Source organism: Mesorhizobium sp. (genome assembly GCF_041661565.1).
GTDB lineage: Bacteria > Pseudomonadota > Alphaproteobacteria > Rhizobiales > Rhizobiaceae > Mesorhizobium.
The window spans coordinates 1-18828 of the sequence record NZ_JBAZUD010000104.1; the positions used below are offsets into that span (position 1 = coordinate 1).

The following is an 18828-nucleotide window of genomic DNA, read 5'->3' on the forward strand; positions in this document are numbered from 1 at the left end:
GTATCGACCTTTCTCGGCTTCGAGGCTTCGATCCGGCCCTATCGTCGCGAGAACGCTCCGCAGGAATATTCCGGCCCGTTCACCGCCGAGCGCTACGCCAGGGCGCCGATCCGTCTTCTCACCGCCGCGTCCATGGCACGGCTGAAGGCGCTGCATCCGCAGGGCGTCCCGGATCCGCGCCGTTTTCGCCCCAACATCGTCGTCGACATGGCGGCCATCGTGGGTTCGTTTCCGGAAACCGAGTGGATTGGTCGCAAGCTGGCGATCGGCGACCTTTTGCTGACGATCTCGGACCCCTGCCGCCGCTGCGGCTTCACCATCATCGCTCAGGACGGCTTCGACAACGATCCGGGCATCCTGCGCAATCTGGTCCGCTACAACGCCCACAATTTCGGCGTCTATTGCACCGTCGACCGCCCGGCGCGCGTCGCCATCGGCGACACGATGCGCTTCGTGTGAGCTGACGCTGCAAGTCCGCCCGCGCCGGAGGCAGCCTGCCGTGCCGGCGCGCATGGGTGGCGACACATCTGGAATGTCCGTTCCGCAACGCGTCGGATGGTGATCGCCATTCTCCGCCCTGGCGTTTTTCAGTCCCGGCATCTTGTCATTTGCAACAACGCACCCCATCATGTCTGTGTGTTCAACAAATCGAAAGGAGGTGATCCGATGTCGAGTGATTTCGTTTTCCAGAACGTGGCCTCAGCGGATTGCACTTTCGGGAAGCAGTCTTCCCGTTAAGGCGCGAAATGCGCGGCGGATGACCAGCGGTCATCGCCAAGGGGCCGCGCCACGGACGGAAACACGGAAGGCCGCCAGCTTCGCGAAGAAGCGGCGGCCTTTTCCTTTTTGGTCGGGCAAAGCTTAATTGGGTTCGAGCGTTCGTCAGGCGAACGGGGTCACTTGGTGACGGTAAGCCGCTCGATGTTCTGCACAATGGCGCTGAAGGCATCGTCAAGTTCGGGCCCCGTTGCGGCCTCGTAATAGTGCTTCAGCGACGACGTGTCCGCGGTGGAGCAATGCTGCAGAACCGTCTTGGCCTGATCCTTTTCGGTCGATGTCATGGACGGATCGTCGAGGTCGAAGCCGATCGTGAATATCTCGATTCCGTCACGCTTCATGTTGGCGCAGATGCCTTCGGCATTGCCTCGCGACATCTGTCCGGCATTCTGTGATTTGGGCGCGCCGCGCCCGCCGGCGAATGCCGTGTTGAACTGGCCGTCCGTCATCAGGATGGCGACCTTGGCGACTTTCTTCACGTCGAAATTGGCCGGCCCAGTCCCGAGCTTAGCGTCGACGATGGCCGACCGCCATGTCGGTGAAAGCATATAATAGCCCCATTGCGCGGCGATGCCGCCGGCGGTCACGCCATCGGCCTTGAAGGCCGCGATTGTGTCGAGCAATTTCTGCTTGTCGGCCGTCAGCGGAATGAGTGCCGGTTTGGGGCAGTTGCGGCTCATGTGATCGTCCCGGTTGACCCTGGCCAGGTAGGTCCTGCCGCTGTTGTTGAGCCGCGGCTGGGATGGCCCATCCGACGAATAATCGGCATAGCCGTCCTTGTCCTTGCGTTCGGTTGCGCAATTGTCCGGGGGTGTCACCACCGCAACCGAAACCGGCGCATCGACGGGCGGCGGCAGATCCGGCCCGTTCTTCTGTTCGACGAAGACGCTGCCGGCGAGGCCGCCCGTATTCACCGCCTCGGCGTAGGGGATGATCGAAACACGCACGCGCGGATTTTTCGGATCGATGTTGTTGTCCAGCAGATCCTTGACGGCCGCGGAAGCTGCGGTTTGCAGGTCGCCGATCTTGTTGGTCTTGCCCCGAATGTTCTGCGCCATCGATCCCGTCACATCGAGCATCATGGCCACTTCGATGGACTTGTCGGAATAGAGCGCCGTCGTCGAAGCGCCGACGCGCCGCATGTCGCTCAGGCCGAAGATCGGGAAATACAGGGCGATATCGGCGTGGACATCCGCCTGCACCGTCTTGGCCGTCTTGTCGACGATCAGCCTGTCCATGACGATCTGGTTGGCCTGCAGGACGCCGGCCTGGCTGTTGGCGTCGAGAAAAGCCTGCACCGATTTGTTGGCATCGGCTTCCTTGATGACGCCGGTCGTCAGGTCGCGCGCCGTCGACGTCACGGCGGCATCCACCACGCCCTGCAGGCTCGATCTGGCGTTGTAAAGCTGCGATATGTTGACGGAAAAGCCGACGCCCAGCGTCAGCATCGAAGCGGCAAGACCGAACACAACAGCGAAATTCCCACTGCGGTCCCTCGCGAAGCAGCGGGCCGCGTCAACAAGACCACCGTAATTTCGCATCCAACCGCCTCCGCATGCCGCGGCCTTGTCGCCGCGCGGAGGTCAATGCAGGATTGGAGCCGGATGCCACCATCACCGGAAGGCTGATGCGGCGGATAGTCAACACATTGTTTTTGTTCGGTTGCGAACTCCAACATGGTTAGCGATACGTTAATCAATAAGCTTTGCCGTGATTTCGTTTACGCGTCGCTTACCATGCTCGGAGAGCAAGCCCCCGGCATCCCCACGACGTCCTGTTGCGGCACAGGCTGCTGTGCCGAAGCGGACCATCTGTCTCGAAATTGCTGACTGCCCGAATTCAGGCCAACATTTGTGCCCCGACGGTCCTGTCGACGCCGTGATAGGGCGGGTTGAACAGATTGCCTTCCTGCTCGTAGGTCCACACCTTGAACAGGCTGAGGCGATGCGGGCCGAAGCTGTGCAGCAGCGGCACGTCGGTGGCGTCGCGGCCGCGCGCGATGACGACCCGGCCCATCCGGCGCGTGTTGTGGCGGGGATCGAACGTGTACCATTTGCCGTCGAGAAACACCTCCATCCAGGCCGAGAAATCCATCGGCGACGGATCGGCCGGCACGCCGATATCGCCGAGATAACCGTTCACATAGCGGGCCGGGATGTTCATGCAGCGGCACAGCGTGATCGCCAGATGGGCGAAGTCGCGGCAGACCCCGACCTGTTCGTCATGGGCCTGCGCCGCCGTGCGGGTCGAGCGGGCGTAGCCATAGCCGAATGACAGCCTGTTGTGCACGTAGTCGACGATGGCCTGGACCCGGGCCCAGCCGGGAGGAACGTGACCGAACAGCTGCCAGGCGAGATTGCTCAGGTGGTCGGTCTCGCAATAGCGGCTGCCCAGCAGGTAGAAAAGGACCTCGTCAGGCAGGTCCGCCACTGGCACTTCCCTGGCCAGCGTGTTGACCTCGTCCGGCTCACCGCTGTCCGAGACGACGGCATCATAGAGGATGCGGAACCCGCCGGCGGGCGCCGTGAAGCGGCGGCAGGTGTTGCCATGCAGGTCCTGATAGACGCTGGTCGACACGGAAGGCGAGGTCAGCACGCGGGTCTGCCGCTTGATGTCGGCTTGTCGGTCCTTGTGAATCTCGAGCAGCGAAATCACCGGCGTGGCCTCGGTGCATTCGATGGCGATTTCGTAGCCGAGCCGGATCAGCATATAGCCCTCTTTCGATTATCCAGAAAAAACCGTTTTGATCAAACGTTGCAGGATTGACGGAGTTCCCGGGCCCGCATGAAAACACCGCGGCGCGACTTCCTATCTTGCGGACACGCCGCTACGGTGGCCGCGTTCCCGCCAACGGCCGTCAAAGGATGCCCATGTTCCCCGGCAGAAAATTCGCCGCCTTTCTGTTCGATATGGACGGCACGGTCCTCAATTCGACCGCCGCGGCCGAGCGCGTCTGGAGTGACTGGGCACGGCGTCACGGCCTCGACGTGGCAGCCTTCCTGCCGACCATGCATGGCAGGCGGGCGATCGAGACCGTCAGCCGGCTGAGGCTGCCGGGAGTCGATCCGCAGCGCGAGGCGGACGAGATCACCCGGGCCGAAGTTGCCGATGTCGATGGCATCCACGCCATCGAGGGCGCCGCTGCCTTCCTGGCATCGCTGTCGAGGCAGCGCTGGGCCATCGTCACATCATCGCCGCGCGAACTGGCGCTGCGCCGGATCGAAGCGGCAGGCATCCCGCTTCCCGAGACCATCATCACCGCCGAGGATGTGCTGCACGGCAAGCCGGCGCCCGACTGTTTCCTGCTGGCGGCGGAAAGGCTGGGCGCCGACCCCGGCGACTGTCTGGTTTTCGAGGATGCCGTTCCGGGCATTAAGGCGGGAGAGGCCGCCGGCGCCGGAGTGGTCGTCATCACCGCAACGCATCAGCACAGGATGGAAACGTCGCATCCCGCCATTTTCGACTACAGCGCTGTGAGGGTGGTCACCGACGCCGACGGCCGGCTCGGCGTCGAGCGGATGCAAAGCGCGGCGGCTTCTTAGGGCGAAGCTCCGCAGTTAGATTCGCGCGATACGTATTAGAAATCGCTGGTCAGGCCCTTGACCTCCCAGTCGCCATAGCGGCCGGGCTCCTTGCCGCCACGGCCACCGATTTCCTTCGGCACCCTGGCTTCCTTCTGGCGATATTCTGCGCGTCGGGCTTCCGCCTCCGCGAGGGCGCGGCGAGCGGCGGGCGCCAGAACCTTCTGCGGCGCGTCACTGGTGGCGGCAATTATACTGGTCTCGTCGGTCATGTGATAATTCCGGCGGATTGGGCGCGGTCAATTGAAAGTGCAGGCGGTGTTTCCCATCATATAGCGATGCACCGAAAAGGGTCGACCCCTTTTCCTCACACCTGGACAGGAGCAGACGATGAACACTCTACGCACCGCCATGCTTCTCGCCGCCATGACGGCCTTGTTCATGGGCGTCGGTTTCCTCATCGGCGGGTCGGGCGGCATGATGATCGCGCTGGTGATCGCCGCCGGCACCAATCTGTTCAGCTACTGGAATGCCGACAAGATGGTGCTATCGATGAACCACGCCGTGGAGGTCGACGAAAAGAGCGCACCGGAATACTACGCCATCGTCCAGGCACTGGCCAAGCAGGCCGGCCTGCCGATGCCGAGGACCTATCTGATCGACAACCCGCAGCCGAACGCCTTCGCCACTGGCCGCAATCCGCAGAACGCGGCGGTTGCCGCCTCCACCGGCCTTTTGCAGGCGCTTACCCATGAAGAGGTCGCGGCCGTGATGGCGCACGAACTCGCCCACGTCCAGCACCGCGATACGCTGACCATGACGATCGTCGCGACCTTTGCCGGCGCCATCTCCATGCTTGGCAATTTCGCCTTCTTCCTTGGCGGCAATCGCGACAACAACAATCCGTTCGGCTTTGTCGGCGTGCTGGCGGCGATGATCGTGGCGCCGTTTGCCGCCATGGTGGTGCAGATGGCGGTCAGCCGCACGCGCGAATACGAGGCCGACCGGCGCGGCGCCGAAATCTGTGGACACCCGCTCTGGCTGGCATCGGCGCTTGACAAGATCGCACGCGGCGCCGAACGCATCCGCAACCCCGATGCCGAGCGCAATCCGGCGACCGCGCATCTCTTCATCATCAACCCCCTTTCCGGCGAGCGCATGGACAGCCTGTTTTCCACCCACCCGAGCACCGAAAACCGCATCTCCGCCTTGCAGGCGATGGCGGGCGAGATGGCCGGCAATGGCGCAACCGTCCCGCAACGCCGGGCCGCGACGCCTGATCAGGCCGACCAAGCCAGGCCATCAGGGCCATGGGACAGGGCCGCGCGCCCCGGGGCATCGGCCGAACCTGCAAAGCCGAAGCCCAATCCATGGGGCCGTAACCCGACAGGGCCCAAGGGCCGGTGGTCGTGAGCGTGGCCGACAGAGGGCCTCGACGTGCGGCTTCAGGCAATCAGGAACACAAGGGAGACGGCGAATTCGTTGCCGGCCTTGCCGCCCGCAAGGCTGCGGCGCGCCTGCTTGCCGCCGTCATCGATGCGAGGACGCCGCTTGACGGGCTGACGGACCACGAGAACGGCCACCCGCAATACAGGGCGCTCGATCTGCGCGACCGTGGCCTGGTGCGCGCCATCCTGGTCACCGCGCTGCGTTATCGCATGACCATCACGGGGCTGCTGGCGCGCCGCCTGGAAAAGTCGCTGCCGCCCAACGCCACCGCGCTGTCGCACATCCTGCATGTGGCGGCCGCGCAAATCCTGTTCCTGGACATTCCCGACAGCGCTGCCGTCGACCTCGCCGTGACCCACGCCAAGTCCGATCCGCGCACGCAGCGCTTCTCCGGCCTCGTCAACGGTGTGCTGCGCACGCTGGCGCGCGCCAAGGAGACCGAACTGCCGGCAGCCCTTGCCGCCACCGACGAAGCCCCAGCGTGGTTTTCCGACCGGCTCAAGGTCACCTACGGCACCGAGAGGGCCAGACAGATTCTTCAAGCCCATCGCGTTGAGGCGCCGGTCGACTTCTCGGTCAAGGTCGACCCCGAACTCTGGGCCGAAAGACTGGGCGGCGGCGTCCTGCCGACCGGCACGGTGCGCGTGGTAAATCTTGCCGGCGCCATCACCGAACTGCCCGGCTTCGCGGACGGCGCGTGGTGGGTGCAGGACGCTGCGGCCAGCCTGCCGGCGCGGCTTTTCGGCGACGTCGCGGGCTTGCGCGTCGCCGATCTGTGCGCGGCGCCCGGCGGCAAGACCGCGCAACTCATTCTCGCAGGCGCCAGGGTTACCGCCGTCGACACCTCGAAGAACCGCTTGGTCCGGCTTTCGCAGAACCTTGACCGTCTTGGCCTGTCGGCCGAGATCGTGCAGGCCGACCTGCTCAAATACGAGCCGGCGGAGCTGTTCGATGCCGTGCTTCTCGACGCGCCCTGCTCATCGACCGGCACGGTGCGGCGCCATCCCGACGTGCCTTGGACCAAGACGGCTGCCGATGTCGAAAAGCTCGCCGACCTGCAAGAGCGGCTGCTGGCTCGGGCCGTCACCCTGGTCAGGCCGGGCGGCCGGATCGTGTTTTCCAACTGCTCGCTCGATCCGCTCGAGGGCGAAGAACTCTATCGCGCCTTTCTGGCCGCGACGCCGGGAATCGTCCACGATCCGATCAGGCAAGGCGAGATACAAGGCATCGATGCGTTCCTGACGCCGCAAGGCACGCTGCGGACCACGCCCGCCGACCTCGACGTCGGCACGCCGGAACGCTCCGGGCTGGACGGTTTTTTCGCCGCGCGCATGCTGAGAGCCGGCTAAGGGCTGAAGCCCAGCGATTGGCGGGTCTTTTCCAGGGAGAATCCGGTTCAAAACCGGATGAACCGGCGCCTGCCGATGGAATTCGCCTTCGCACGAGTCGCTCGATCATATAAACTTGCGATGGGGAAGAACACGATCAGGAGGGGTCTTGGCACTTGTTGCCGGCAACACGACGCGTCTTTGGACGCTTGTCGCGAAGGAGTTCTGGCGCAAGACGCGCCGGCGCCTGCGTGCCGGGCCGGTTTATCGCTGGCGTTACTCCGGGCGGACTCCGGAACGCGTGCTGATCGCGCCGCCGGACCTTCGTCTGGCCGACCCGCAAATCGCACTTGAGATCTATTACGGCCGCTATCCCCTGTCGGGACATCTGGTCGAAACCGGCGGCAAGTCGCCGTTCCAGATCAACGTGCCCAATCACGGCTGGCGCAAGACGCTGCACGGCTTTCGCTGGCTGCGCCATATGCGCGCCGCCGGCACCGAACTCGCCGCCGCCAACGCCCGGGCGCTGGTCTCCGACTGGATCGCCATCCATGGCAGCCATATTTCCGGCGTTGCCTGGGAGCCCGGCACGACGGCCAAGCGCATCATCGCCTGGCTGCAGCATTCCTCGGTCGTGCTGCAGGGCGCCGAGTTTCCTTTCTACAGGGCCTTCCTGAAATCGCTTGCCGTCCAGATCCGCTACCTCCGGTCGATGGCGCGCGAAATGCCGGATGGCAAGGACAGGCTGCGCGCCCGCATCGCGCTCGCCTTCGCCGCCCTGTCCCTGCCGGCGCCGGCGTCGGCGCTGCGCGGCGCGACCCGCAACCTTGCCGAAGAGCTCGACCGCCAGATCCTGGCCGATGGCGGCCACATCTCGCGCAATCCGATGGCCGTGCTGGAGATCCTTGCCGACCTGTTGCCGTTGCGCCAGACATACGCCAACCAGGCGGAGACGCCGCCGCAGGCCCTCATCGGCGCCATCGACCGCATGCTGCCGGCGCTGCGCTTCTTCCGCCACCAGGACGGCAGCCTTGCCCGCTTCAACGGCATGGGCGCCACCATCCACGACCGCATCGCCACCATCCTGCGTCACGACGACACCGCCGGATCGCCGCTGCTGCATGCACCGCATTCGGGCTATGAGCGCCTGTCGATGGGCGGCGCCACGGTCATCGCCGACACCGGCCTGCCGCCGCCGATCGACGTGTCCAATGCCGCGCATGCCGGCTGCCTTGCCTTCGAACTGTCGTCCGGCCGTCACCACTACATCGTCAATGCCGGCATCGACACCTATGGCGCTGCTGAATTCCGGCCGCTGGCGCGCGCCACCGCCGCGCATTCGACCGCCACCATCAACGACACTTCGTCGGCGCGGTTCAGCCACTCGCTGCGGGTCAACGACCTGCTCGGCTCGCCGCTGATCGGCGGCCCCCAGCATGTCCAGTGCAGGCGCATCGACCAGAAGGGCGTTCAGGGCTTCATCGCCCGCCATGACGGCTATCTGCAGCGCTTCGGCTTCCTGCACGAGCGCGAGCTCAGACTATCCTCCAACGGCAATTTGCTGACCGGTCGGGACCGGTTCCAGCGCCCCGGCAACGCGGCGATCCGCAACAATGGCCGCGACTTCGTCACCGTGCGCTTCCATGTCCATCCCGACATCAACCTGCTGCAGGACGAGCATGACCGCCTGGTCCTGGCCGGCGATCAGGCCGATACCTGGGTGTTCACCTGCGGTGAAGTGGCGCCCGAGGTCGAGGAATCGATCTATTTCGCCGGCCTTGGCGGCCCGCGCCGCAGCCGGCAGATCGTGCTTGCCTTCAAGGCCTCGGAAGTGCCCGAGGTCCACTGGCAACTGACGCGCACCGGCATCGCCGGTCACCCGCAAAACAACTGAGCGACGTCTGCGCCGGTTTGATTTCGCGATGTCCTGTGCTACGGCGCGGCATCCTCCACACCAGCCGTGAAAGGCCGCCAGCCCATGGCCGTCGCCGCCAAGAACATCCCAGCACCCGACCTCGTCCCGGTCCGTCGCGCGCTGCTCTCCGTCTTCGACAAGACCGGCCTCATCGATCTCGCCAGCGCGCTGGCGGCCGCGGGCGTGGAGCTGGTCTCGACCGGCGGCACGGCCAGGGCGATCGCCGAGGCCGGCCTGGCCGTTCGTGACGTCTCCGAACTCACCCAGTTTCCCGAGATCATGGACGGTCGCGTCAAGACCTTGCATCCCGCGGTCCACGGCGCATTGCTCGGCGTGCGCGACGACCCGGAGCATGCCGCGGCGATGCGCAAGCACGGCATCGAGCCGATCGATCTCGTCGTTTCCAACCTCTATCCGTTCGAGGAGGTGCGCCGCTCCGGCAGCGACTACGCGTCGATCGTCGAGAACATCGACATTGGGGGTCCGGCGATGATCCGCGCCTCGGCCAAGAACCACGCCTATGTCGCCATCGTCACCGATCCCAGCGACTACGCCCCGCTGCTCAATGCGCTGGAGATGAACATCGGCTCGCTGTCGCTGGATTTTCGCAAGCGGCTGGCGGCCAAGGCCTTCGCCCGCACCGCCGCCTATGACGCCGCGATCTCCGGATGGTTCGCCGAGGCGCTGGACATCGAACATCCGACCTGGCGCGCCTTCGGCGGCAGGCTGGTCGAGGTGATGCGCTACGGCGAGAACCCGCACCAGAGTGCCGGTTTCTACGTCAACGGCGACAGGCGGCCGGGCGTTGCCACGGCGCGGCAGCTGCAGGGCAAGCAGCTGTCCTACAACAACATCAACGACACCGATGCCGCCTTCGAGCTGGTCGGCGAATTCGATGCCGGCCGTTCCGCTGCCGTCGCCATCATCAAGCACGCCAACCCGTGCGGCGTCGCCGAGGGCACCTCCTTGAAGGCGGCCTACGCCAGGGCGCTCGCCTGCGACCCGGTTTCGGCCTTCGGCGGCATTGTCGCCGTCAATCGCACCCTCGATGCCGAGGCGGCGGAAGAAATCGTCAGGACCTTCACCGAAGTCATCATCGCGCCCGACGCCACCAAGGAGGCCGCGGCGATCGTCGCGGCGAAGAAGAACCTGCGCCTGCTGGTCGCCGGCGGCCTGCCGGACCCTCGCGCATCCGGCATCACGGTCAAATCCGTCGCCGGCGGCATGCTCGTCCAGGGTAGGGACAACGCCGTGGTCGACGATTTCGAACTGAAGGTGGTGACCAGGCGCGCGCCGACGGCGGCCGAAATGGCCGACCTCGTCTTCGCCTTCCGCGTCGCCAAGCACGTCAAGTCCAACGCCATCGTCTACGCCAGGGACGGCGCCACCGTCGGCATCGGTGCCGGCCAGATGAGCCGCGTCGATTCCTCGCGCATCGCCGCGCGCAAGGCGCTCGACGCCGCCGGGTCCGCAGGGCTTGCCGAACCGCTGACCAAGGGCTCGGTCGTCGCCTCCGACGCCTTCTTCCCCTTCGCCGACGGACTGCTGTCGGCGATCGAAGCCGGCGCCACCGCCGTCATCCAGCCCGGCGGCTCGATGAACGACATGGACGTGATCGCCGCCGCCGATGACCATGGCATCGCCATGGTGTTTACGGGTGTGAGGCATTTCCGGCATTGAGCGCGATTCCCCTTCTCCCCCTGCGGGAGAAGGTGGATCGGCGCGATAGCGCCGAGACGGATGAGGGGTGTTCCAGCGGAGTGAGACGCTGCGTTTCCTGGAACACCCCTCATCCGTCGCCTTCGGCGACACCTTCTCCCGCAAGGGGAGAAGGGGGAACGTCTACCCCGCCGGCCGATCCGCCGGATAGGGCGTGCGAGCCAGGATCGCCATGCCGATCGCCAGGAACAGGATGATGACAGCCATGCCGAGCCGCGCCGAACCGCTGAGCGCGGTGATCGTCGCCACCAGGAACGGCGCCAGGAAGCTGGTGGCCCGGCCGGCCAGCGCGTAGATACCGAAATAGCGTCCCGATTCCGCCGCCGTCACGCTGCGCGCCATGTAGGACCGCGACGACGCCTGCACCGGCCCGAAGGCGAGGCCGATCAGAAGGCCGTAGAGAATGTAGGCCTTCTCCGCCGCCGTGCCGAACAGCCCGCCGGAATCAGCGGGCGGAAGCTGGATCAGGCCGAGCAGCGTGAAGCCCGGGCCGGTCGAGACGACGCCGACGGTAGCGATCGACAGCATCACCAGCGCAATCATCACCACAGTCTTGGAGCCGAGCGCCATATCCAGGCGCGCGGCGATCCAGCACCCGAAGATGGCGACGACGTTGAGGATGATGCCGAACAGGCCGATCTCGGTGATTGACCAATGGAACATTGCGGCGGCGAATGTCCCGCCCAGCGCCAGCAGCGCGTTGACGCCGTCCTGGTAGATCATGCGCGCGACGAGGAAGCGGAAGATGCCGCCGCGCTTGCGCACCTCGCCCAGTGTCACCTTCAGCTCCGCCAGTCCCTCGCGCACTGCCGGACCGATGGGCAGGCCCTTGGTGGCGTCCGGCGTGAAGAAGAACATTGGCAGAATGAACAGGAAGTACCAGCCGGCCGACAACGGCCCGGTGGCCCGGGCGTCTTCGCCCAGCTTCGGGTCCAGCCCGAACAGCGGGTCGATGCCGATTATCGTCTTGCCGGTCTCCGGCGAGCCGGCGAGGCAGGCGACGACAAAGATCAGCGCGATCATGCCGCCGAGATAGCCGAGGCCCCAGGCAATATTGGAGATGCGGCCGATTTCGCTTTTCGGCACCAGGCGCGGCATCATCGAATCGTTGAACACGGTGGAGAACTCCGCCGCCACGGAGGCCAGCGAAAACAACGCCACGACCAGGAACAGATTGGAGCCGGGCGCGGCGAACCAGAGCAGGCAAAGGCTGGTGATCTTGATGGCGGCGAAGAACCCGATCCACGGCTTGCGCGGCCCCGTCTGGTCGGCGATCGAGCCGAGGATGGGTGACAGCACGGCAATCACCAGGCCGGCGGCGGCGATGCCATAACCCCAGACGGCCTGCCCGGTGACTGGGTCGCCCGCCATGCGTGAAACGAAATAGGGCCCGAAGATGAAGGTGGTGACGACGGTGAAGAACGGCTGCGCCGCCCAGTCGAAGAACATCCATCCCCAGATGCCGCGCCCGGACGCACGCTGCACAGTTTCGACCGTCATGATTCCCCCGACATCCGCTCCGCCCGTGTCGGGCGCCATGTCTGCATGTTTCGAATGCTCATGCAATTGGCAAGCGCCGCGCCTTACCTCCCCCTTGTGGGGAGGTCGGACCGCAGGTGCGGGTGGGGGCGGCGCCACAACCCCCACCCCGCTGCTGCGCAGCGACCCTCCCCACAAGGGGGAGGGTAAAGCCTCACTTCCCCGTCAAATCGCTCATCAGGCCCGACGCCACCGACAACCGCGACACGGTGATGTCCCCGCCTTCTGTCAGGGCCTGCAGCCGCTCGCGTATGCGCGCCACCCGCTCGCCGCCGGCTTCCAGCCATGCCGCCACCGGGTCGGCGGCATTGGCATGTCCGGTGAGTGCCGCTTCCGCGATGCCGCGCCGCGCGGCGCCGATGGTGTCGGTGGCGCGCGAGAGGGCCAGCTGGTCATAGTAGTCCGACGGCGTGATCGAGCGCGCCGCGTCCTCGACGCGCGGGATGCGGAAAGCATCGCTGACGGCGAAGAAGGCTCTTGCCGCCGCGACGATATCGGCACCGGCCGTGCGCGCTGTCAGCGCGATGTCGGGGATCAGCTCCGCCACCTCGCTCAACGCCAGCTGTTCGGCGAGCTTTTCCGGCGCGCCAGCCTTGAACAGCCCGTGCCGCTTCTCCTCGATGCGCTCGCGCGAGAAAGCCGGCAGCAGCGCGGCAAGCTTCGGCTCCAGCGCCTTGCGGGCGTTCCGCAGCTCGGCGATGCGCTGGACAAGCGGCGCGGTGCCGGCATCATTCTTCAGATACCAGCCGCAGGTGACGTAGATCAGCCGGCTGACGGTCTGGTAGAGATCGAGCTGCACCTGGCCGTCGATCTGGCTGTCCATGGCGTCGATCTCGCGATAGAGCGCGGGCAAGGCGAAGCCGTCACGCACCACCGCGAAGTTGCGCACCACGTCGGCGGTCGTGCGCCCCGTGGCTTCCCGCAGCCGGTTGACGAAGGACGGGCCGCCGCGATTGACCAGGTCGTTTGCGACGACGCGGGCGATGATCTCGCGGCGCAGCCGGTGGCCATGGATCTCGGCGGCATATTTCTTCGCCATCCGCTCCGGAAAATAGCCCATCAGGTCGCGGTCGAAATGCGCGTCGTCAGGCACGTCGCTGGCGACGATGTCGGAGAACAGAACGATCTTGGCATAGGCAAGCAGCACGCCGAGCTCCGCCCGGGTCAGCGGCTCGCCGCGCGCTTCGCGCTCGGCAAGCGCCGCCGGCGAGGGCAGCGTCTCGACGGCGCGGTCGAGCAGGCCGCGCGCTTCCAGCGCCGTCATGAAACGGCTCTGGTGCGGCAGGTCGGCAAGGCCGCGCTTGCGGGCGATCGAAAGCGCCAGCGTCTGCTCGTAATTGTTGGACAGCACCAGCGAGGCGACCTCGCCGGTCATCTCGGCCAGCAGCTTGTTGCGCGCCGGGCGCGTCAGCGCTCCCTTGCGCATGGCGGATGCCAGCGCGATCTTGATGTTGACCTCGACGTCGGAGCAGTTGACGCCGCCCGAATTGTCGATGGCGTCGGAGTTGCAGCGGCCGCCATTGAGCCCGAACTCGATGCGGGCCCGTTGCGTGACACCGAGATTGGCCCCCTCGCCGATCACCTTGGCGCGCACATCGAGCGCGGTGACGCGGATGGCGTCATTGGCGCGGTCGCCGACCTCGGCATTGCTCTCGCTGGACGCTCTCAGATAGGTGCCGATGCCACCGAACCACAAAAGGTCGACCGGCGCCTTGAGGATGGCGGTCATGATCTCGACCGGCGTGGCCGTGGTCTTGCCCAGGCCGATCGCCGCCGCCGCGGCCGCCGGCAAGGTGATCGATTTCTGGCCACGCGAGACGATGATGCCGCCTTCCGACAGCTTGGTCTTGTCGTAGTCCTGCCAGCTCGAACGCGGCAGCGCGAACATGCGCTCGCGCTCGGCCATCGACGCCGCCATGTCCGGATCAGGATCGACGAAGATGTCGCGATGGTCGAAGGCGGCGATCAGCCTTGTCTTCGGCGACAACAGCATGCCGTTGCCGAACACGTCGCCCGACATGTCGCCGACACCGACGACGGTGAAGGGCGAAGTCTGGATGTCGCGATTGATCTCGCGGAAATGCCGCTTGACCGCTTCCCAGGCGCCCTTGGCGGTGATGCCCATCTTCTTGTGGTCGTAGCCGGCCGAGCCGCCGCTGGCGAAGGCGTCGTCGAGCCAGAAGCCGTGCTTCTCGCTGATGGCGTTGGCGATGTCGGAAAACGTCGCCGTGCCCTTGTCGGCGGCGACGACGAAATAGGGATCGTCCTGGTCGCGCCGCACCACGCCGGACGGTGGAATGACACCATCGAGGCCGATATTGTCGGTGATCGACAACAGGCTGGAGACGAAGTTCTTGTAGGCCGCCGTGCCCGCTTCGAAGATCGCATCGCGACCGGCGCTCATCGGCAGCTTCTTGGGATAGAAGCCGCCCTTGGCGCCAACCGGCACGATGACGGCATTCTTGACCTGTTGTGCCTTCACCAGGCCGAGCACTTCGGTGCGGTAATCCTGGGCCCGGTCCGACCAGCGCAGGCCGCCGCGCGCCACCGGGCCGAAGCGCAGATGCAGGCCCTCGACCTCGGAGCCGTAGACGAAGATCTCCCGCCACGGCCTTGGCGCCGGCAATCCCTCGACCGCTTGCGAATCGAGCTTGATCGCCAGCGACTGGCCCTTTTCCTTGGTCCCGGGGACGAAATGATTGGTGCGTAGCGACGCTTCGATCAAATTGAGATAGCGGCGGATGATGGTGTCGTCGTCGATATTCGGGACATCCTCCAGGGCGTCCTTGATCTTGGCCTTGAGGTGCTTTGCCGCAACCGCGCCATCCGTCTCGGCCGTCGGGCCCAACCGGGCGACGAACAGCGCATGCAGGCCCCGCGCGATGTCGGGATAGCGGTTCAATGCGGCGGCGATGAAATCCTGGCTTTGCGGAATGCCGACCTGTTGCAGATAGCGGCCATAGGCACGCAGGATGGTGATCTCGCCCGACCACAGGCCCGCGGTCTGGGCCAGCCCGTTATAGCTGTCATTGTCGACATCGCCGCGCCAGACGGAGAGGAAGGCGTCCTCGAACAGCTTGCCGCCATCGGCCAGGTCGATCGGCTTGCCGTAGCTGTTCTCCAGTTCCATGTCGTGGATGAAAACAGAGCCCGGCTGATCGCTGGACCGGTCGGCGGCCACTTCGAAGGTACGCTCGCTGATGACGCGGAAGCCGATATTCTCCAGCACCGGTACGCGCCGCGACAGCGCCACCGGGGAACCGTGATGGTAGATTTTGAGCGCTGCCTGATGCGGCTTCTCCCCGGCATGGCGGTAATAGTCGATCGCGATCGGATTGCCCGCATTGATCCCGGCGATGCGCGCGGCATCGACCAGAGCCACCGCCGCACTGAAGGAATCCCGGTAGCTTTGCGGCAGCCGCGCCGCGATGGCCTTCAGCGCCTGGTCGCCGCCATCGGCATCGGCTTCGTCGGACAGGGCGTCGTCCCAGGTGCGCACGATATCGCGTATGGCCGCCTCGATCACGCTTTGCTCGATCTTTGGCGTCTTGCCGCCGGAACGGCCGATGATGAAGTGCACCCGCGCCAGCCCGCCCTCCGGGAAAGCCGGATAATAAGCCGACAAACGACCTTCGAACGCGGTCTTCAGGTAGTTGCCGATCTTGCCGCGCACGATGCTGTCGTAGCGGTCGCGCGGCACGAAGACGAGGATGGACACGAAGCGGCCGAACTGGTCGGCGCGCACCAGCGCCCTGACGCGCGGCCGCTCGGCAAGGCCGAGAATGGCGGTGGCATGCTTGCGCAGGATCGGCACCGGCACCTGGAAAAGTTCGTCGCGCGGATAGCTTTCCAGCACGTTGATCAGCGCCTTGCCGGAATGATCGTGCCTGTCGAAGCCGGACTTGGCGATGATGGTTTCGGCCTTTGACCTGAGATAAGGGATCTTCATCACCGAGCGCGTGTAGGCGGTCGATGTGAACAGGCCGACGATGCGCAGTTCGCCCGCGAGCGCGCCCTTGGCGGTGTAGGTCTTGATGCCGATATAGTCGAGATAGATGCGGCGGTGCACCAGGGACTTGGCGTTGGCCTTGGTGATGATCAGCGGCTCCGGCCCATGCAGGAAGGCGCGGATCTCGGGGGTTGTCGTCACCGCCTCGGCGCCACGTCGCAGCACCAGCACGTCGGGATCCGACAGGATGCCGAGGCCGGCCTTGTCGGCGCGCTCCAGCGTGCCGCTCTCCTCGCCACCGGTATAGTTGAACTCGCGCATGCCGAGGAAAGTGAAATTGTCGTCGCGCAGCCATTCCAGGAAGTCGATCGCTTCGGCGACGCTATTCTTGTCGAGCGGAACCGCCGAATAGCGGAACTCAGAGATCGCCTGGTCGAGCCGGGCCAGCATCGGCTTCCAGTCCTTGACCGCGGCATGCACCTGGCCGAGCATCTTGCGTAGCCGCTCGGTCAATTCCGCCGCCTGATCAGCGGTCAGCCGGGGAATATGTACGTGGATGACGCTCAGCCGGTCGTGGCCGCCATCGTCCTTGGCGAAATTGCCGTCGCCGAGGATTTCCTCCACACCGCCCTTGCCGTGGCGAACCGCAATGACCGGATGGGTGACAAGGGTCGGCTCGCCGGCGCTCTCGGTGATTTCTCCGATGATCGAGTCGAACAGGAAGGGCATGTTGTCGTTGACGATCGTGATGACCGTGACCGGACGACCGTCGCGCACGACGCCTGAATCGGCGTCGACGGCGACCACGGCCGCGCCTTTCTTGTGAGCGGCGACCGCCTTGCCAGCGAGATCCGCCGCGCGTTCGAGGTCGGCCGCTTCATAGGCAGCGATGTCTTCGGCCGGAGCGCGGGCAAGCAGATAGTCGGCAAGCCTGGCTGGCCTGTCCTCCGTCTTCGTCGCCGCCGAGGCTTTTTTCTTCGGCTTCGCTGCGGATTTCACGCTGGCCATCGCTATTCCTCCCGTCGAATGCTTTTACGATTATGGTAGCAGATGACGGGTATTTGGCGACAAAGGTTTGACGGCTTGCCAAGAAATATCCGTATTCGGCGACCAGGCACGTCCGCTGAGGAGAAATGACCCATGACCGGCAAGATCACCGCGCTCGACCTCGCTTCGGGAGAACCGAGCGACGCCACCAAGGCGTATTTCGCCAAATGCCAGGAGAAGCTCGGCCTGGTCCCCAACGTTCTGCGCGCCTATGCCTTCGACGACAAGAAGCTGCGCGCCTTCACCGACATGTACAACGACCTGATGCTGGGAGAATCCGGCCTGTCGAAGCTCGAGCGCGAGATGATCGCGGTCGCGGTCTCCTCCATCAACCATTGCTATTATTGCCTGGCCGCCCATGGCGCGGCCGTCCGCCAATTGTCCGGAGATCCGGCGCTGGGCGAAATGATGGTGATGAATTTCCGCGCCGCCGATCTTTCGCCGAGGCAGGCGGCGATGCTCGAATTCGCCGTCAAATTGACCGAGGAACCGGCCAGGATCGTCGAGGCTGACCGGGCGGCGCTTCGAGCGGCCGGCTTCAGCGACCGCGACATCTGGGACATCGCCTCGACAGCGGCCTTCTTCAACATGTCCAACCGGGTGGCAGCGGCCGTCGACATGCGGCCGAACGACGAATACCACGCCATGGCGCGGTAATATCGAGGGCTGGGCGACGTCTAGGCCGGCTTAATGGTCAGGACCGCGCCGCGATTGCCGCCGCGGCACCGGCCATCGTGGTCGCGCTGACGCGGTTGGCGATCATCATGGCGCGCTTGCTCTTCAACAGCTTGCGCGCCTGCGAGGCGGCCAGCACCCAGGCGAGATCGGTGGCGATCAGCACCACGGCCATGGTCGCGGTCAGCTCGACCCAACCGACGACGCTGACCGAAGCGAGGTCGATCAGGGTCGGCAGCAGCGCCAGGTAGAACATCATGATCTTGGGATTGCCCAGCGTCACCGCCATTCCGGCGAAGAACAGTTTCGCGGCTGAATCCTCGCGCGGCATCTCGCCTTGCCCGGCCTCGACGGGCGCCGTCCACATCTTCCAGGCAAGGTAGGCGAGGTAGCCAACGCCGACCCATTTCACGACGACAAAGGCGAAATGGAAGGTCTGCGCCACGACGGCCAGCCCGAACACCGCCAGCGACAGCCAGATGCCCTCGCCGATCCACATGGCGAGCAGGAACGGGAACACGTCGCGAAACCCCTTGGAGATGACGCGCGCGACAAGCGCCGCGATCGATGGGCCGGGCGAGCCGGCGGCCACGAACAAGGCGGCGGCGAAGATCAGGAGGGAGGTGAGGTGCAGGGCTCGAGCCTCTGATTGAAACCTTCGATATCAGATATTAGCGCAAGCAATGAACTTTCGGTAGCACCGAGGGCCGGATCGGACGGCGACAATGCATCCCGAACGGTAACGAAAAGAAGGCGGAGCCCGTACGTCCCCCGCCCTCTCTTCTGTTGGAATGTGCGAGAGTTAGGCCGCGCCGACCGCCTTGGCCGACTTCTCGAAGCGCTTGCGCTCGTTGGGGTCGAGATAGAGCTTGCGCAGCCGGATGGTCTTCGGCGTCACCTCGACCAGCC

13 protein-coding genes are annotated in these 18828 nt (G+C 65.3%); 7 read left to right on the forward strand and 6 right to left on the reverse strand.

All coding sequences use genetic code 11. From position 1 onward, the window contains the following. A partial coding sequence (locus WC739_RS17745) for an MOSC domain-containing protein (protein ID WP_372954330.1) occupies nt 1–459 on the forward strand: 459 nt, incomplete at its 5' end. A 437-nt stretch (nt 460–896) separates the two neighbouring features. On the opposite strand, the gene WC739_RS17750 is transcribed toward WC739_RS17745, so the two are convergent. Continuing rightward, complete coding sequence (locus WC739_RS17750; protein ID WP_372954331.1) at nt 897–2318, reverse strand: pilus assembly protein TadG-related protein; 1422 nt, start codon at nt 2316–2318, stop codon at nt 897–899. Nucleotides 2319–2616: 298 nt separating this feature from the next. Further along, nucleotides 2617–3486 carry a transglutaminase family protein gene (locus tag WC739_RS17755; protein WP_372954332.1) on the reverse strand — a complete coding sequence of 290 codons (870 nt, stop codon included), beginning with the start codon at nt 3484–3486 and terminating at the stop codon, nt 2617–2619. Between the two features lie 161 nt (nt 3487–3647). Between WC739_RS17755 and WC739_RS17760 the strand changes: the two genes are divergently transcribed. After that, a complete protein-coding gene (locus tag WC739_RS17760) occupies nt 3648–4319 on the forward strand; it encodes an HAD-IA family hydrolase (RefSeq protein ID WP_372954333.1) in 672 nt (223 codons plus the stop codon). A 35-nt stretch (nt 4320–4354) separates the two neighbouring features. Here the strand turns inward: WC739_RS17760 and WC739_RS17765 are convergent, their stop codons facing one another. After that, nucleotides 4355–4570, reverse strand: a complete 216-nt coding sequence (locus tag WC739_RS17765; RefSeq protein WP_372954334.1) for a DUF1674 domain-containing protein — start codon at nt 4568–4570, stop codon at nt 4355–4357. A gap of 118 nt (nt 4571–4688) precedes the next feature. Here WC739_RS17765 and htpX point away from each other — a divergent pair, with 118 nt between their 5' ends. The 4 genes from htpX to purH all read left to right on the forward strand — a co-directional run bounded on the left by htpX (nt 4689) and on the right by purH (nt 10670). After that, nucleotides 4689–5711 (forward strand): zinc metalloprotease HtpX, encoded by a 1023-nt coding sequence (gene htpX, locus WC739_RS17770; protein ID WP_372954335.1) that lies wholly within the window; start codon nt 4689–4691, stop codon nt 5709–5711. After that, a complete protein-coding gene (locus WC739_RS17775) occupies nt 5708–7096 on the forward strand; it encodes an RsmB/NOP family class I SAM-dependent RNA methyltransferase (protein ID WP_372954336.1) in 1389 nt (462 codons plus the stop codon). Before htpX ends, WC739_RS17775 begins: the two co-directional genes overlap by 4 nt. 148 nt (nt 7097–7244) lie before the next feature. After that, complete coding sequence (locus tag WC739_RS17780; RefSeq protein WP_372954337.1) at nt 7245–8969, forward strand: heparinase II/III family protein; 1725 nt, start codon at nt 7245–7247, stop codon at nt 8967–8969. 84 nt (nt 8970–9053) lie between these two features. Then, a complete protein-coding gene (gene purH / locus WC739_RS17785; protein ID WP_372954338.1) occupies nt 9054–10670 on the forward strand; it encodes a bifunctional phosphoribosylaminoimidazolecarboxamide formyltransferase/IMP cyclohydrolase in 1617 nt (538 codons plus the stop codon). Between the two features lie 162 nt (nt 10671–10832). Here the strand turns inward: purH and WC739_RS17790 are convergent, their stop codons facing one another. Next, complete coding sequence (locus WC739_RS17790) at nt 10833–12209, reverse strand: MFS transporter (RefSeq protein WP_372954339.1); 1377 nt, start codon at nt 12207–12209, stop codon at nt 10833–10835. 193 nt (nt 12210–12402) lie between these two features. Continuing rightward, complete coding sequence (locus WC739_RS17795) at nt 12403–17205, reverse strand: NAD-glutamate dehydrogenase (RefSeq protein ID WP_372954340.1); 4803 nt, start codon at nt 17203–17205, stop codon at nt 12403–12405. Between the two features lie 132 nt (nt 17206–17337). Here WC739_RS17795 and WC739_RS17800 point away from each other — a divergent pair, with 132 nt between their 5' ends. Next, nucleotides 17338–17901, forward strand: a complete 564-nt coding sequence (locus WC739_RS17800) for a peroxidase-related enzyme (protein ID WP_372954341.1) — start codon at nt 17338–17340, stop codon at nt 17899–17901. Nucleotides 17902–17938: 37 nt separating this feature from the next. Here the strand turns inward: WC739_RS17800 and WC739_RS17805 are convergent, their stop codons facing one another. Then, nucleotides 17939–18553: a LysE family translocator gene (locus tag WC739_RS17805; protein WP_372954342.1), complete on the reverse strand. Its 615-nt coding sequence runs from the start codon at nt 18551–18553 to the stop codon at nt 17939–17941. Between the last annotated feature and the right edge of the window lie 275 nt (nt 18554–18828).

Coding starts and splice junctions, on each gene's coding strand:
- WC739_RS17760 (WP_372954333.1), top strand. CDS start 3,648: ATGTTCCCCGGCAGAAAATTCGCCGCCTTTCTGTTCGATATGGACGGC.
- WC739_RS17800 (WP_372954341.1), top strand. CDS start 17,338: ATGACCGGCAAGATCACCGCGCTCGACCTCGCTTCGGGAGAACCGAGC.
- WC739_RS17750 (WP_372954331.1), bottom strand. CDS start 2,318: ATGCGAAATTACGGTGGTCTTGTTGACGCGGCCCGCTGCTTCGCGAGG.
- WC739_RS17765 (WP_372954334.1), bottom strand. CDS start 4,570: ATGACCGACGAGACCAGTATAATTGCCGCCACCAGTGACGCGCCGCAG.
- WC739_RS17790 (WP_372954339.1), bottom strand. CDS start 12,209: ATGACGGTCGAAACTGTGCAGCGTGCGTCCGGGCGCGGCATCTGGGGA.
- purH (WP_372954338.1), top strand. CDS start 9,054: ATGGCCGTCGCCGCCAAGAACATCCCAGCACCCGACCTCGTCCCGGTC.
- WC739_RS17795 (WP_372954340.1), bottom strand. CDS start 17,205: ATGGCCAGCGTGAAATCCGCAGCGAAGCCGAAGAAAAAAGCCTCGGCG.
- htpX (WP_372954335.1), top strand. CDS start 4,689: ATGAACACTCTACGCACCGCCATGCTTCTCGCCGCCATGACGGCCTTG.
- WC739_RS17755 (WP_372954332.1), bottom strand. CDS start 3,486: ATGCTGATCCGGCTCGGCTACGAAATCGCCATCGAATGCACCGAGGCC.